The sequence below is a fragment of the Variovorax sp. GW821-FHT09D07 genome (genome assembly GCF_059416345.1).
The window spans coordinates 27,775-42,329 of sequence record NZ_JBWKOY010000013.1; the positions used below are offsets into that span (position 1 = coordinate 27,775).

Here is a 14,555-nt window from a genome sequence, read left to right on the forward strand (position 1 = left end):
GCATGCACGGTCTTTCTCCTCAACGCAAGCGCGACCTCGGCGCGATGGCGGCGGTGCTGGTGCTGCTGGCGGTGGTGCTTCCGCTCACGCTCGATGCGTTCCGCCTGAACCTCGTGAGCAAGTACCTGGCCTTCGCGTTCGTCGCGGTGGGCGTGGTGCTCACCTGGGGCTACGGCGGCGTGCTGAGCCTGGGCCAGGGCATGTTCTTCGGCCTGGGCGGCTACATGATGGCCATGTTCCTCAAGCTCGAAGCCTCGGCGCCCGAGCTGCCGGACTTCATGGTGTGGAGCAGCGTCGAACAGCTGCCCGCGTGGTGGCAGCCCTTCCACTCGCTGGGCTGGACGGTCGTGGGCATCCTCGTGATTCCCGCCGTGCTGGCCTATGTGTTCTCGTACGCGATCTTCAAGCGGCGCGTGAGCGGCGTGTACTTCGCGATCGTCACGCTGTCGCTGGCGCTCACGCTCACGGTGGTGGTGGTCGGCCAGCAGGGCGACACCGGCGGTGCCAACGGCATCACCGATTTCCGCACGCTGCTGGGCTGGGACATCGCGGGCGATGAAGCCAAGCGCACGATGTACTTCGTCGAGGTGGCGGCCATCGCGCTCGTGATGGTGGTGTCGCTCGCCATCGTGCGCAGCCGCTTCGGCAAGCTGCTGATCGCCATCCGCGACAAGGAAGACCGCGTGCGCTTCAGCGGCTACAACACGGCGCACATGAAGGCCTTCGTGTTCGCGGTGGCCGCCGTGCTGTCGGCCATCGGCGGTGCGTTCTACAGCCTGCAGGTGGGGCTCATCGCGCCGGGCGTGATCGGCGTCGTGGCCTCGGTCGAGATGGTGATCTACGCGGCGGTCGGCGGGCGGCTGTCGATCCCGGGCGCGGTGATCGGTGCGCTGCTCATCGGCTTTCTCAAGTCGTACCTGTCGGAGACCTTCCCCGAAGGCTGGCTGTACGTGCTGGGTGCGGTGTTCATCCTCGTGGTGTGGGCGATGCCGAACGGGCTCGCGGGGCTGGGCGAGAGGCTCATGCGCCGTCGGGGTGTGGAGGTGGCGCCATGAACGCCACGATGACGATGCCCAACGGCGGGCTGCCGCAGGCCGCCTCGGCGGTGCCGCCGTCGAGCGAGCAGATCCTGCGCATCGAGGACCTCACCGTGTCCTTCGACGGCTTCAAGGCCGTGGACGGGCTGAGCCTCTCGGTCGAGCGCAACGAGCTGCGCGTGATCATCGGCCCGAACGGCGCCGGCAAGACCACGCTGCTCGACATGGTCTGCGGCAAGACCAAGCCCAGCGCGGGCCGCGTGCTCTTCAACGGCCAGGACCTCGGTCGCCTGAACGAGTACGAGATCGTGCGCGCCGGCGTGGGCCGCAAGTTCCAGACGCCCTCGGTCTACGAAGACCTCACGGTGCTGGAGAACTTCGAGATCTCGCTGCCGCGCATGCACGGCCTGCTGCAGTCGCTGACCTTTCGCCGCACGCCCGTGGTGCGTGCGCGCATCGATGCGATGGCCGAGCAGGTCTTCCTGGCCGATCGCCTGGGCCACCGCGCCGGGCAGCTCAGCCACGGGCAGAAGCAGTGGCTCGAGATCGGGATGCTGCTGATGCAGGAGCCCGAGCTGCTGCTGCTCGACGAGCCCGTCGCCGGCATGAGCCCGCGCGAGCGCGAACAGACCGGCGACCTGCTGCGGCGCATCTCGGCCGGCAAGTCGGTGGTCGTGATCGAGCACGACATGGACTTCGTCAAGCGCATCGCGCACCGCGTCACGGTGCTGCACCAGGGCAAGTTGCTGAGCGAAGGCACGGCGGCCGAGGTGCAGGCCGACCCGCGCGTGATCGACGTGTACCTCGGCCATTGAGAAGAAGGAGAAATTCACATGCTCGAAGTCTCCGAACTCAACGTGGCGTACGGCGAGTCGCACGTCATCCGCGATGTGTCGCTGCGCGTCGCACCCGACGAGGCGGTCGCCATCATGGGCCGCAACGGCATGGGCAAGACCACCTTGCTGAAGTCGCTCATCGGCCTCTTGCCCGCGCGCGGTGGTCACATCCGCCTGGGCGGCACCGAGCTCACGACGCTGCCCAGCTACCAGCGCGTGGCGCAGGGCCTGGCCTTCGTGCCGCAGGGGCGCATGGTGTTCCCGTTCCTCACGGTGGAGCAGAACATCCTGTCGGGCGCCGCCCGGTCGGGCCACCGCACGGTGCCCGAGTACCTCTACACCTTCTTCCCCGTGCTCAAGGACATGAAGCAGCGCAAGGCCGGCAACCTCTCGGGCGGCCAGCAGCAGATGCTGGCGATTGCGCGCGCGCTCATCTCGGAGCCGAAGGTGCTGATCCTCGACGAGCCCACCGAGGGCATCCAGCCTTCGATCATCAAGGAGATCGCGCAGACGCTGAACGTGCTGCGCGCCGAACGCGGCTTCGCCGTCGTGGTGTCGGAGCAGGTGCTGAGCTTCGCGCTCGACCTCGCCGACCGCTTTCTCGTCATCGACCGGGGCCGCATCGTGCATGACGAAGCGCGCGCGAGCCTCGACCAGGACAAGGTCAGGTCCTTCCTGACCGTGTAGCCCTTTCTCTTTTTCTTCAACCACCCCTTCAGGAGCAGCGTCATGAGACATGGTGATATTTCGAGCAGCAACGATTGCGTCGGCGTCGCGGTCGTCAACTACAAGATGCCCCGCCTGCACACCAGGGCCGAGGTGCTGGACAACGCACGCAAGATCGGCGAGATGCTGGTCGGCATGAAGAAAGGCCTGCCGGGCATGGACCTGGTGATCTTTCCCGAGTACTCCACGCACGGGATCATGTACGACGCCAAGGAGATGTACGACACCGCCTCGGCCATCCCCGGCGAGGAGACCGCGATCTTCGCGGACGCGTGCCGCCGCGCCAACGTGTGGGGCGTGTTCTCGCTCACCGGCGAGCGCCACGAGGAGCACCCGAACAAGGCGCCCTACAACACGCTGATCCTCATGAACAACCAGGGCGAGATCGTCCAGAAGTACCGCAAGATCATGCCGTGGGTCCCCATCGAGGGTTGGTACCCGGGCGACTGCACCTACGTGAGCGAAGGCCCCAAGGGCATGAAGATGAGCCTGATCATCTGCGACGACGGCAACTACCCCGAGATCTGGCGCGACTGCGCGATGCGCGGGGCCGAGCTCATTATCCGCTGCCAGGGCTACATGTACCCGGCCAAGGAGCAGCAGATCATGGTCTCCAAGGCCATGGCCTTCATGAACAACACCTACGTGGCGGTGGCCAACGCGGCCGGCTTCGACGGCGTGTACTCGTACTTCGGCCACTCCGCGCTCATCGGCTTCGACGGCCGCACGCTCGGCGAATGCGGCGAGGAAGAGATGGGCATCAACTACGCCGAGCTGTCGATGGGCCTGATCCGCGACGCGCGCAAGAACGGCCAGTCGCAGAACCACCTGTTCAAGCTGGTGCACCGCGGCTACACCGGCACCATCAACTCGGGCGACGGCGACAAGGGCGTGGCGGCCTGCCCCTACAACTTCTACACGCAGTGGATCAACGACCCCGAGGGCACGCGCGAGAGGGTGGAGTCGTTCACGCGCACCACCGTCGGCACGCCCGAATGCCCGATCGAGGGCATCCCGAACGAACCGGCCAAGCACCGCTGAAGCGCCGCCCCATGGACCACGACATCTTCGAACTCGGCGATGTCGCGCTGCAGCGGGGGGCCACCCTGCGCGGCGCGAAGCTCGCCTACAAGACCTACGGCACGCTCAACGCACAGAAGAGCAACGCCATCGTCTACCCGACCTGGTACTCGGGCCAGCACACCGACAACGAATGGCTCATCGGCCCCGGCATGGCGCTGGACCCGGCGAAGTACTTCATCATCGTGCCCAACATGCTGGGCAATGGCCTCTCGTCCTCGCCGAGCAACACGCCCGAGCCCTACAACCTCGCGCGCTTTCCGGACGTCACGCTCTACGACAACGTGACGCTGCAGCACCGGCTGGTGACCGAGCAGTTCGGCATCGAACAGCTCGCGCTGGTGGTGGGCTGGTCGATGGGTGCGCAGCAGACCAACCAGTGGGGATGCCTCTACCCCGAGATGGTGAAGCGCATCGCACCCTTCTGCGGTTCGGCGAAGACGGCGCCGCACAACATCGTGTTCCTCGAAGGCGTGAAGGCCGCGCTCACGGCCGACGCGGCCTGGAACGGCGGCTGGTACACCGCGCCGCCGACGCGCGGGCTGCGCGCGGTGGGCCGCGTGTACGCAGGCTGGGGCCTGTCGCAGCCCTTCTACATGCAGCAGCTGTGGCGCGAACTGGGCTTCAGCTCGCTCGAGGACTTCCTGGTCGGCTATTGGGAAGGCTTCTTCCTGAAGAAGGACGCCAACAACCTGCTGGCGATGCTGTGGTCGTGGCAGCACGGCGACATCAGCGACAACCCGGTGTTCAAGGGCGACTTCAAGAAGGCGCTGGGCGCCATCCAGGCGCGCGCGATCGTGATGCCGGCCGAGCGCGACCTGTACTTTCCCGTGGCCGACAACGCATGGGAGGTGTCGCACATGCCGAACGCCGAGTGCCGCCCGATCCCCGGCGTGTGGGGCCACTTCGCGGGCGGCGGCAGCAGCCCGGTCGACACCCGCTTCATCGACAACGCCCTGCAGGAACTGCTCGCCACGCCATGAACGCTCCCGTGCACGATCCGCTCGCCGCCTACCGCATCGAGACCGAGCCCTTCTACCGGCCCGCGGGCCACGAGGTGGCGCTGTACCGGCACGCCTACCGCCACCGCATGCCGCTGATCCTGAAAGGGCCGACGGGCTGCGGCAAGACGCGCTTCGTGGAGCACATGGCGTGGTCGCTCGGGCGGCCGCTGGTCACGCTGGCGTGCAACGAGGACATGACGGCATCGGACCTCGTGGGCCGCTACCTGCTCGACGCGAACGGCACGGCCTGGCACGACGGGCCGCTGACGCTCGCGGTGCGCCACGGCGGCATCTGCTACCTCGACGAGGTGGTGGAGGCGCGGCAGGACACCACCGTGGTGATCCACCCGCTGACCGACGCACGCCGCATCCTGCCGCTGGACAAGAAGGGCGAGCTGGTGCACGCGCACCCCGACTTCCAGCTGGTGGTGTCGTACAACCCCGGCTACCAGAGCAGCGCCAAGGACATGAAGCCCTCGACGCGCCAGCGCTTCGCGGCGCTGGAGTTCGACTACCCCGACAGCGCGCTCGAAGCGGAGATCGTCGCGCACGAGGCCGGCGTCGACCCCGCGCTCGCCGCGAAGCTGGTGGCCATTGCGCACTGCTCGCGCGAGCTCAAGCACCGCGGGCTCGACGAGGGCGTGTCCACGCGCATGCTGATCTACGCGGGCGTGCTGATCCGCGACGGCGTGTCGCCGCGCGACAGCTGCGACATGACGATGACGCGTGCCCTCACCGACGACCCCGACATGGCGAGCGCGCTGCAGGGCTTTGTCGAGGCGCAGTTCGGATGAACGACGGGTTCGGCGCCCTCTCGCTGCTGGCGCGCGGGCTGGCCGGCGTCGATGTCGACGTGCAGCCGCTGGCCGGCGCACGCGCGGTGCTCACGGGCCGCCGGCTGCTGCTGCCCGAGGGCGACGAGGCCGTGCGCCTGCACCGCGCGATGGTGGCGCATGCGGTCGCGCACCTGCGCCACTCGACGCCTGCGCGGCCGGCGCGCACGCTCAAGCCGATGGGCATCGCGGTGGTCTCGGCCCTTGAAGATGCGCGCGTCGAGCGGCTGCTGTGCCGCGACTTTCCCGGCCTGCACGGCTGGTTCGTCGCCGCGCTGCCGCCCGCGCCCGATCCGCTCGACCTGCGCTTTGCCGCGCTGGTCGCGCGCATGGACCGCGTGCTGCTGCGCACCGAGGCGCCCGACGACAACCACTGGGTGAACAAGGCGCGCCGCCTGTTCGACGAGACCGTCGCGCGCGCGGGGCTGGAGGACTACGACGCCTTCCGTGCCGTCGCCTCGATCCTCGCCAACGACCTGGGCCAGATGCGCGTGCGCTTCGAGCCGCAGGACTACGCCGTGCCCGCGCCCTGGCGCGACGACAACAGCTACCTGTGGGACTTCGGCGAGGCCGAGACGCCGCCCGACGACGCCATCGCGTTGCGGCAGACGGGCGTGCGGCCACCGCCACCTTCGTCCGATGCACCGAACGAAGGCAACGACGCGCCACCCGAAGGCATCGCCGACATGGAACTCGGCCGCTACACCTACCCCGAATGGGACCGCACGCAGGAGCGCCTGCGACCTGACTGGTGCACGGTGATCGAGAAGCTGCCCGCGTGGCAGGGCCTGGGCGCGGCGGGTACTTCGGGAGCGGCGGGCCATGAGCGCATCGTGCCGCTCGCCCTGCCCCGCGCGCGCCACCTCGACCGCACGCACCGCCTGCGCCGCCAGTGGGAAGGCGACGACATCGACCTGAACGCGGCCATCGAGGTGCTGGTCGATCGCCGCCTGCGCCTGCGGCCCGATGCGCGGCTGTTCATGCGCCCGGGCAAAGGGCCGCGCCCGTCGAGCGTGCTGGTGCTGCTCGACCTGTCGGAGTCGGCCAACGACGCGGGCCACGGCGATGGTGCGGTCTCGCTGCTCGACCTCGAGAAGCAGGCCGCGCTGCTGCTCGCTGCCTCGAACGCGCGCGGCATCGACCGCCTCGCCATCCACGGCTTCTCGTCGAACACGCGCGCCGAGGTGTACTACTACCGCCTGCTCGAATTCGGCCAGCCGCTGGCCGCGCCCTCGCGCGCCATGATCGGCGCGGTGCGCGGGCGCTACTCGACGCGCATGGGCGCCGCGCTGCGCCATGCGGCCTCGCACCTGCAGGCCGAGCCGGCGGGGCCGCGCGCGATCCTGCTGGTGACCGACGGCGCGCCCTCGGACATCGACGTGCACGACCCGAAGTACCTGATCGAAGACGCCCGCCAGGCCGTGGCCGAGGCGCGCGACGCCGGCGTGCGCAGCGCCTGCATCGCGGTGGACGGCGCGGCCGATGCGTACGTGCGGCGCATCTTCGGCTGGCGCAACTATTGCATCGCCGACGACGCGCGCAGCCTGCCCGCACGGCTGGCCCGCATGAGCACGCGGCTGGCCGCCGCCCATTGACCGACCGCATGAAGAAAGCCAGGGAGGAGCACACAATGAGGGCCCACACATCCAGGAGACACCCCAGTGGCTGACAGGGACCCTCTTCGCGTCGGCATTCTGTATTCCGAGACCGGCGTCACCTCGACCATCGGCCTGTCGCAGCTGCAAGGCGCGCTGCTGGCCATCGAGGAGATCAACGCGGCCGGCGGCGTCGATGGCCGCGAGCTCGTGGCCGTGCGCTACGACCCGCAATCGAACCCCGTGCGCTACGCCCAGCTGGCCGAGCGGCTGATCGTGCAGGACCGCGTCAACGTGCTCTTCGGCTGCTACATGTCGAGCAGCCGCAAGGCCGTGATCCCGGTGATCGAGAAGTGGAACAAGCTGCTGTTCTACCCCACGCTGTACGAAGGCTTCGAGTACTCCGGCAACGTGATCTACACGGGCGCGGCGCCCAACCAGAACAGCGTGCAGCTGGCCGAGTTCATGACCACGAACTTCGGCGCGCGCGTGTACCTGATCGGCTCCGACTACATCTACCCCTACGAGTCGAACCGCATCATGGGCGAACTGGTGATGCAGCGCCCCGGCAGCGAAAAGCTCGGCGAGCGCTACGTGGCGCTGGACGCCACCGAAAAGGACTACCGCGCGATCATGGACGACATCCGCGACAAGCGGCCCGACTTCATCTTCTCGACGGTGGTGGGCGATTCCACCGCGAGCCTGTACCGCGCGTATGCCGAAGCAGGCTTCGACCCGAAGACGATGCCCATCTCGAGCCTGACCACCTCGGAGGCCGAGATCTCGCAGATGGGCCCCGGCGTGGCCACGGGCCATTTCACGGCGGCGCCGTATTTCCAGTCGATCGATTCGCCCGCCAACCAGCGCTGCCTGGCGCGGCTGCGCGCGCGCTTCGGCGACGGCTGCGTGCCCAACCTGTGCTGGGAGGCGTCGTACTTCCAGATGCACATCTTCGCCAACGCCTTCCGGCAGGCGGGCACCGATGGCATCGCGGAGATCCTGCCGCACATCCTGGGCAGCGAGTTCGATGCGCCGCAGGGCCGCGTGAAGATCGACCCGACCAACCACCACACCTGCCTGTACCCGCGCATCGGCCGCGTCGACGCGCACGGGCAGTTCACCATCGTGCGCCAGGCGACGCGCCCGGTGTACCCGGACCCGTACCTCGTCACCCACTCGCTGGGCGACTGGACGGCGCGGCTCGATGCGCTGGAGCTCTAGGATGAGGTCGCGCTGCTTTTTCCGCGTTGCAGGCGAGGCGTCAGGGTGCGTCCCACGAAAGACCTGACCGTGGACAGCACAGCCCCCAAGCGACACACCCTGCGGGTGACGCCACCGCAGCTCAAGGAGCTGCGGCTGCTGAAGATCGCGGTGATCCACCCCGACGACGCAGACGGCCGACAGCTCACCCAGCAACTGCAGCGCATCGGCTGCCAGGTGCAGGCCTTCTGGCCGCCCGTGCAGCACCTGCCCGAGGGCATCGACGTGGCCTTCATGGCCGTGCAGCCCGACTTCATCAACCTGCGTTTCGAGTGGACCCAGAGCGAAGATGCGCCCGCCGTCATCGCCGTCGTGACCTACGAGAACCCGACCATCGTCGAGGCCGTGCTCGAGATCCGCGCCAAGGCCGTGCTGCCGTCGCCGGTGCGCTCGTTCGGCCTGCTGTCGGCGCTGGTGGTCGCGCGCGAGGCCCACAAGGAAAGCCGCTCGCTCGCGCGGCGCCTGCGCAAGACCGAAGCCAAGCTGCTCGGCGTGCGCCAGCTGGCCGAGGCCAAGAGCATCCTCATGAAGACGCATGACGTGTCGGAAGGCCAGGCCCACGACCTGATCCGCGAACAGGCCATGAGCAAGCGCACCACCATGGAAGACATCGCCGCGGCCATCGTCAACGCCAACGAGATCCTCTCGCTGGGCACGCGCGGCCCCAAGCCCGGGCCGGGCTGAACGAATTCAAAGCTGGCGGAACGCCGTCAGCACCTTCAGCACGCTCTGCGTGGCGCCGTCGAGCGTGGCGTGCGGGCGGTGCGCGATGCCCAGGCGGCGCGTGAGCTTCGGCGTGACCGGCACGATCTGCATGCGCTCGTTGAGCGCCGCGTCGGTGGTTTGCTGCAGCGGCAGCAGCGCCGCGCCATAGCCCGCCGCCACCAGGCTGCGGATCGCCGCGTCGTAGTTGAGCTCGATGCGCGCGCGCGGCGCAAAGCCGGCCGCGGCGAACCACTCCATCGACAGCCGGTACATGTGCGTGGTCGCGTCGTTGAAGATCAGCGGCTGCGTCGCCAGCCAGGCCGGCGTGGCGCGCTTGGGCGCCTTCCAGCGCGGCGGCACGAAGGCCATCATGGGCTGCGTGCGCCACGGCGTGACCACCAGCTCGCGCTGCGGCGGCTGCGGCATCGCCACCAGGCCGATGTCGAGCGTGCCCGCCGCCAGCCGCGCCATCGCCTCGGCCGAGCCGAGGATGCTGACCTCGACGTCGATGCCCGCATGGCCCACGCCCAGCGCCTCGAGCACCTGCGGCAGCAGGTCGACCACCACGCCGGTGGAGGTGCCCAGCCGCACGCGGCCCGTGCGGCCCTCGGCCTGGCGCTTGACGGCCTCGACCGCCTCGTCGGTGTCGCGCAGCAGCTTGCGCCCGCGCTCGACCAGCGCCGCGCCGGCCGCGGTGGGCGTGACGCGGCGGTTGCCGCGCACCACCAGCTGCGCGCCCAGGCGCGATTCGAGCTCGCTGATGTGCAGGCTCACGGTGGGCTGCGCCAGGTGCAGCGCCTGCGCCGCCGCCGAGAAGGTGCCCAGGTCGGCGATGGCGATGAGGGTGCGCAGTTGGTCGAGGTTGAGCTGTCGCATCAGGAATGCTGATTGAAGGTGTCAGAAATCTCAACTTCCACAATATCACGCGCCGCCGGAAGATGAGCGCTCCCCTACCAGGAGCCCACCGTGACCGCGCCGAAGCCACCGTCTTTTCATCAACGCCTGCTGCATGCCCTGCACGACTGGCGCCGCCGCGCCGTGACACGCCGCCGCGCCCGCGACGACGCGCTGCTGCTGGCCGGCATGAGCGACCACGACCTGCGCGACCTGGGCATCGGCCGCAGCGAAGTGCCCGAGCTGGTCGACCGCAGCCGCTACTGACCCGCTGGCCCCCGCCTGCGGTTTCTTCAGGAAGCCGCGGGCGATTTGAGGTTCAATCCGGGGCGTGCCCTCCACCGCCTCCCCTGCCCTTCTTTCCATCGAACTCACCTCGCCGCAGTCCGTCGACGGACGGCGTGCGGCCTTCCAGTCGCTGTGGCTGCTGGTGCGCATGCAACACGCCCATGCCCACGGCGGCGGCAGCGGTGTCGTGCGGCTGGCCGACCTGCGCGGCGAGGTGTCCGACGCCAGCACGCTGCGCATGGTCGTGAGCCGCGCGTTTCGCGACTTCAAGGCCTGGGGCCTGGAGGTCGGCTGGGGCGAAGACCTGCAGCGCGAGCCGCGCTTTCTCAACGCCGAACGGCGCAGCCAGGGGCCGTTCTGGTTGCCGGCTTCTGAAGCGAAGCGCCTGCGCCTGCTCGTGGACAACCGACCGGCCACCGCCGCCGAGGTGGCGTCGTTCCTCGGCCTGCGCGCCCGCAAGGCGCAGGCCGTCGGCACGATCACGCCGCCCGACGCCGTGCACCTGCAGGACGCCGCTTTCTGGAAGCAGCTGGTCGCCTCGCAGCAGGCCGCGCGCCAGGGCCGGCTGATGTCGCCGGTGGCGGGCGGAAACGGCAACGGCAGCGCGCTCGAAGCCATCCGCCTGGCCGGCACGCTGGCCGCGAGCGACTTCCAGCGCGCGCTGGTCACGCTCAACGAGGCCATGCTGTGGCGCCGGCTCGGCGACAACGAACAGGCGCGCCGGCGGCTGCAGGCGCTCAAGAAACAGCGGCTCGCGCACCACGTGGCGGGCAACGACTACCTGGGCGCGATGGAGTGCATCGTCTCGGCCTGGTGCGCCTACACCGCGCGCGACCTGCCGCTGGCGCAGTCGCTGCTGGGCGGCATGGCGCAAGACCCGGCGCGCGCGCTGGTGCTGCGCCACCACCCCGACGTGCGCTTCGAGTGGTGCAACCTGTGGGCGCTGGCCTGCCGCTCGCGCGCTCTTGCACTGGCCGCCGACGACCGCCCGGCCGCCGCCGCACTCGCCGAAGAGTCGCTGCAGCGCTTCGGCGAGGCACTGGCGGCGGCCTTCGAGTCGCACTCCTTCGATGCCGCCCAGCACGTGGCGGCCAACATGGGCATGGCCGCGTGGCTGTTCGACCGCGTGGGCCTGGGCGACCTGCCGGCGCTCGCGCACGACGGCCACCGGGCCGACACCACGCGCCGCGCGGTGCAGTGGATCGCCTTCAGCGAATGGCTGTGCGGCCACACCGACGGCCAGGGCCGCTCGGCATGGAACGCGATCTACCTGATGCGCATCGCGCGCGGCCACTGCCGGCCCGACGCGCAACCCACGCTCGCGCAGTTCCGCGCGCAGAAGCCGCTCGACCCGGCCGCCATGTCGAAGCTCGCAGGCCCGCTCGCCGACGCCTTCGACACCGCGAACTGGCCCGTACGCTGGGTCGACGTGGCGCAGGCGCGGCTGGCCGACCACCAGGCCGGGCGACGCCGCTACCCCGGACTGCAGCAGGGCAGCCTGCTGTTCGAGCACGCGTGGTACGCGGCGCATGCGGGCGACCTGAAGGCGGCCGAGCACTCGCTGGGCCTGCTGCGCGAGGTGCTGCCGCAGCTGGTGCCGAGCGACCGCGCCTACTTCACCGAGTCGTGGAACGATGCGCTGCCGGCCGAGCTGGTGCTCGAAGCGAAGCCGCCGCGGCGGCCGTCGGCCCCTAGAAAGAAGGCGCGCTGAGCGCCTGCTGCACGCGCTCGCGCAGCACCGGCAACACGTCGCGCTCGAACCACGGATGGTGCTGGAACCACGCGGTGTTGCGCGGCGACGGATGCGGCAGCGGGACGAAGCGCGGCGCGTAGTCCGCAAAGGCCTCGACGGTTTCCGTCACGCCGCCGCGCGCGGCCTTGCCGAGGAAGTGGCGCTGCGCGTACTGGCCGATGAGCAAGGTCAGCGCGATGTGCGGCATCTGCGCCAGCAGGCGGTCGTGCCACAGCGGCGCGCATTCCTTGCGCGGCGGCAGGTCGCCGCTCTTGCCGCGCCCTGGGTAGCAGTAGCCCATGGGCACGATCGCGATGCGCGTCGCGTCGTAGAACACCTCGCGGTCGATGCCGAGCCAGCGGCGCAGCTGGTCGCCGCTCTTGTCGTTCCACGGCACGCCGGTCTGGTGCACCGTGAGGCTGGGCGCCTGGCCGACGATCAGCAGCCGCGCGCTCGCACTGGCCTGCACGATCGGGCGCGGCCCGAGCGGCAGGTGCGCCTCGCATGCGCGGCAGGCGCGGATCTCGGCGAGCAGCGCATCCACGACGTTGGAGCTAGTCAGCGAACGGGCGGAAGAAGGCGTTCAGCTCGGTGCCCGGCGTGGCATCGGCAAAGCCGTCGAAGCGGCCCTCTTCGGCCAGCGTGCGCGCGGCGCGGATGAAACCGCCCCAGGCCGCGCGCGCCATGCCGCCGCCCACGCTCACGCGGCGCACGCCGAGCGCGGCGATGTCCGCCATCGTGAGATCGCTGGTCGCGCCGACCAGCAGGTTGACCGGCTTGGGCGCGACAGCAGCCACCACGGCGGCGATCTGCTCGCGCGTCTTGATGCCGGGCGCGTAGAGGCAGTCGGCGCCGGCCTCGGCGTACGCACGCAGGCGTGCGATGGCGTCGTCCAGGTCGGGGCGGTTGGCAAAGAAGTTCTCGGCGCGGCCCACGAGCAGCGTGTCGCCGCCCGCCGCGTCGATGGCCCGGCGCGCGGCGCGCAGGCGCTCGACCGCCACGTCGATGGGGAACAGCGGGTCGTCGGGGTTGCCCGTCGAGTCCTCGATCGACAAGCCCGCCACGCCGGTCTCGACCGCGAGGCGCACGCTCTCGGCCACGCCCTGTGCGTCAGCGGCAAAGCCGTTCTCGAAATCGGCGTTCACCGGCAGGTCGGTGGCGGCCACGAGTTCACGCAGGTGCGCGAGGATCTGGTCGCGCGACAGGGCGCCGTCGGCATGGCCCTGCGACCACGCGAAGCCTGAGCTGGTGGTGGCCAGCGCCTGGTAGCCCAGGCCTTCGAGGTAGCGCGCGCTGCCGGTGTCCCAGGGGTTGGGAATGACGAAGCAGCCTTGGGTGTGGAGCGCGCGAAAGTCTGCGCGCTTCTGCGCGATGGAGCGGGTCATGAGAGCCTCATCTTTCCTTCGGGGTTCAGGGAGGGGTGGCGGCCGCAGGTGAGGCCACCGGTGCAGCCGCGAGGATGTGTGCCGCGAGCACGGCGAACTGGTCGGTGCGGACCTCGCTGCGTTGGAACCAGCCCTTGCTGTTGTCGACACGGTGCACCACGACGAGGTCGCGCTTGCGATCGACCATCATGAACTGGCCGCCGGCGCCCACGGCCAGAAGCAGCTGGTTGGGCCCGCGCTGCCAGAACGGGAAGCCCTTGAGCGGCACCCACCACAGATAGCCATAGCCGCTCCAGCCGGGTCCGACGGTCGTGTACGAGGTGGTGCTTTCGGTCACCCAGCCGGCCGGGACGATGCGCTTGTCGTGCCACATGCCGTCGCGCGCCATCAGCAGGCCGATGCGGGCCAGGTCGCGCGCCGACAGATGCATCACTTGGGCCGGGTGCTCGGAGCTGCGTTCGAGCCGGGACTCGGTGTCCTGCGGGTAGCGGAAATCCTGGAACTGCAGCGGTTCGGCCAGGTCGGTCTTCAGCGCCTCGAAGACGCTGCGTCCGGTGCGGCGTTCGAAGATGGTGCCCAGCACGTTGGCGTCCCAGTTGTTGTAGTACCAGAACTCGCCCGGCGCATGGCTGCCCCGGGCCGGTCGCTCGGCCTTGGCCTGGGCGGTCTCGTAGGCGGCCGGATGGTAGACACCCGAGCGCAGCTGCAGCAGCTGCCGCACGGTGGCCGTGCGTTCGGTGTCGCTGAGCCCGTCCTTGTCGCCGATGCCGAGCTGGCCCAGCGTCTGGTCCAGGTCGATCTCGCCGCGGCCGACGTGAATGCCGTAGAGCACGCTCTGCACGCTCTTGCGCACCGAGGCCAGGTTCATCGGCTTGTCGATGTCGCCGTAGGCATGCACGAGCACGCCCTTGTCGATCACGAGGTAGGCGTCGGACTTGATCGATGCGGCAAACGCATCGGCCACCTTGAGCTTCGCTTCGGACCAGTGGCTCGGTTCAGCCACGCTCGGGGTGGCCCACTGCGCGGCGGGGAACACGCCGGCCGCGGGCACGGCGCGCGCGGCACACAGCAGCAGCACGGCAGACAGCGCGGTGCGCAACACGCCGGGCAAGAGACTGCGCGGAAGACCGGCCATGGGCATCTCGACTCCTGAAAGTCGTGCGCCTTGGAAACGACGTGG

At 69.6% G+C, this 14,555-nt stretch carries 15 protein-coding genes; 11 read left to right on the forward strand and 4 right to left on the reverse strand.

Annotation, left to right across the window (positions count from 1 at the left end):
• The first annotated feature begins 2 nt into the window (after positions 1-2).
• From urtC to AC07OX_RS29410, 9 genes are all read left to right on the forward strand, one after another.
• On the forward strand, positions 3-1,055 hold the full coding sequence (gene urtC / locus AC07OX_RS29370) for an urea ABC transporter permease subunit UrtC (protein ID WP_495263089.1): 1,053 nt from the start codon (positions 3-5) through the stop codon (positions 1,053-1,055).
• 14 nt (positions 1,056-1,069) lie between these two features.
• Complete coding sequence (gene urtD / locus AC07OX_RS29375; protein WP_492742541.1) at positions 1,070-1,852, forward strand: urea ABC transporter ATP-binding protein UrtD; 783 nt, start codon at positions 1,070-1,072, stop codon at positions 1,850-1,852.
• A gap of 18 nt (positions 1,853-1,870) precedes the next feature.
• The gene (gene urtE, locus AC07OX_RS29380; protein ID WP_495263088.1) at positions 1,871-2,560 is read left to right on the forward strand and encodes an urea ABC transporter ATP-binding subunit UrtE; all 690 of its coding nucleotides are present in this window, start codon (positions 1,871-1,873) and stop codon (positions 2,558-2,560) included.
• A 42-nt stretch (positions 2,561-2,602) separates the two neighbouring features.
• Positions 2,603-3,640: an aliphatic amidase gene (locus AC07OX_RS29385; RefSeq protein ID WP_495263087.1), complete on the forward strand. Its 1,038-nt coding sequence runs from the start codon at positions 2,603-2,605 to the stop codon at positions 3,638-3,640.
• Between the two features lie 11 nt (positions 3,641-3,651).
• Positions 3,652-4,662 (forward strand): alpha/beta fold hydrolase, encoded by a 1,011-nt coding sequence (locus tag AC07OX_RS29390; RefSeq protein WP_495263086.1) that lies wholly within the window; start codon positions 3,652-3,654, stop codon positions 4,660-4,662.
• Positions 4,659-5,477, forward strand: a complete 819-nt coding sequence (locus tag AC07OX_RS29395; RefSeq protein ID WP_495263085.1) for a CbbQ/NirQ/NorQ/GpvN family protein — start codon at positions 4,659-4,661, stop codon at positions 5,475-5,477. Before AC07OX_RS29390 ends, AC07OX_RS29395 begins: the two co-directional genes overlap by 4 nt.
• Entirely contained in the window at positions 5,474-7,111 is a 1,638-nt protein-coding gene (locus AC07OX_RS29400; protein ID WP_495263084.1) for a nitric oxide reductase activation protein NorD, read from the forward strand. The genes AC07OX_RS29395 and AC07OX_RS29400 overlap by 4 nt, the downstream gene beginning before the upstream one ends.
• Positions 7,112-7,177: 66 nt before the next feature.
• Positions 7,178-8,332 (forward strand): transporter substrate-binding domain-containing protein, encoded by a 1,155-nt coding sequence (locus AC07OX_RS29405; protein WP_062470403.1) that lies wholly within the window; start codon positions 7,178-7,180, stop codon positions 8,330-8,332.
• A 69-nt stretch (positions 8,333-8,401) separates the two neighbouring features.
• A complete protein-coding gene (locus AC07OX_RS29410) occupies positions 8,402-9,055 on the forward strand; it encodes an ANTAR domain-containing response regulator (protein WP_095948498.1) in 654 nt (217 codons plus the stop codon).
• Positions 9,056-9,061: 6 nt separating this feature from the next.
• Here the strand turns inward: AC07OX_RS29410 and AC07OX_RS29415 are convergent, their stop codons facing one another.
• Positions 9,062-9,952 carry a LysR family transcriptional regulator gene (locus AC07OX_RS29415; protein ID WP_095948497.1) on the reverse strand — a complete coding sequence of 297 codons (891 nt, stop codon included), beginning with the start codon at positions 9,950-9,952 and terminating at the stop codon, positions 9,062-9,064.
• Positions 9,953-10,042: 90 nt separating this feature from the next.
• On the opposite strand from AC07OX_RS29415, the gene AC07OX_RS29420 reads away from it, so the two are divergent.
• Together AC07OX_RS29420 and AC07OX_RS29425 are read left to right on the forward strand one after the other, a co-directional pair.
• Positions 10,043-10,237: a DUF1127 domain-containing protein gene (locus tag AC07OX_RS29420; protein WP_495263083.1), complete on the forward strand. Its 195-nt coding sequence runs from the start codon at positions 10,043-10,045 to the stop codon at positions 10,235-10,237.
• Between the two features lie 64 nt (positions 10,238-10,301).
• Complete coding sequence (locus AC07OX_RS29425; protein WP_495263082.1) at positions 10,302-11,969, forward strand: hypothetical protein; 1,668 nt, start codon at positions 10,302-10,304, stop codon at positions 11,967-11,969.
• Here AC07OX_RS29425 and AC07OX_RS29430 read toward each other — a convergent pair.
• From AC07OX_RS29430 to AC07OX_RS29440, 3 genes are read right to left on the reverse strand one after another with little or no spacing between them, the layout of a single operon-like run.
• Positions 11,950-12,534, reverse strand: a complete 585-nt coding sequence (locus AC07OX_RS29430) for a uracil-DNA glycosylase family protein (protein ID WP_495263081.1) — start codon at positions 12,532-12,534, stop codon at positions 11,950-11,952. The genes AC07OX_RS29425 and AC07OX_RS29430 overlap by 20 nt on opposite strands.
• A gap of 10 nt (positions 12,535-12,544) precedes the next feature.
• Positions 12,545-13,375 carry an isocitrate lyase/PEP mutase family protein gene (locus AC07OX_RS29435; protein ID WP_495263080.1) on the reverse strand — a complete coding sequence of 277 codons (831 nt, stop codon included), beginning with the start codon at positions 13,373-13,375 and terminating at the stop codon, positions 12,545-12,547.
• Positions 13,376-13,400: 25 nt separating this feature from the next.
• Complete coding sequence (locus AC07OX_RS29440; RefSeq protein WP_495263079.1) at positions 13,401-14,510, reverse strand: serine hydrolase domain-containing protein; 1,110 nt, start codon at positions 14,508-14,510, stop codon at positions 13,401-13,403.
• Positions 14,511-14,555: the final 45 nt, after the last annotated feature.

Bases quoted from the DNA above. Each gene is read 5' to 3' on its own strand.
- urtC (WP_495263089.1), top strand. From the start codon at position 3: ATGCACGGTCTTTCTCCTCAACGCAAGCGCGACCTCGGCGCGATGGCG.
- urtD (WP_492742541.1), top strand. From the start codon at position 1,070: ATGCCCAACGGCGGGCTGCCGCAGGCCGCCTCGGCGGTGCCGCCGTCG.
- urtE (WP_495263088.1), top strand. From the start codon at position 1,871: ATGCTCGAAGTCTCCGAACTCAACGTGGCGTACGGCGAGTCGCACGTC.
- AC07OX_RS29385 (WP_495263087.1), top strand. From the start codon at position 2,603: ATGAGACATGGTGATATTTCGAGCAGCAACGATTGCGTCGGCGTCGCG.
- AC07OX_RS29390 (WP_495263086.1), top strand. From the start codon at position 3,652: ATGGACCACGACATCTTCGAACTCGGCGATGTCGCGCTGCAGCGGGGG.
- AC07OX_RS29395 (WP_495263085.1), top strand. From the start codon at position 4,659: ATGAACGCTCCCGTGCACGATCCGCTCGCCGCCTACCGCATCGAGACC.
- AC07OX_RS29400 (WP_495263084.1), top strand. From the start codon at position 5,474: ATGAACGACGGGTTCGGCGCCCTCTCGCTGCTGGCGCGCGGGCTGGCC.
- AC07OX_RS29415 (WP_095948497.1), bottom strand. From the start codon at position 9,952: ATGCGACAGCTCAACCTCGACCAACTGCGCACCCTCATCGCCATCGCC.
- AC07OX_RS29435 (WP_495263080.1), bottom strand. From the start codon at position 13,375: ATGACCCGCTCCATCGCGCAGAAGCGCGCAGACTTTCGCGCGCTCCAC.
- AC07OX_RS29440 (WP_495263079.1), bottom strand. From the start codon at position 14,510: ATGGCCGGTCTTCCGCGCAGTCTCTTGCCCGGCGTGTTGCGCACCGCG.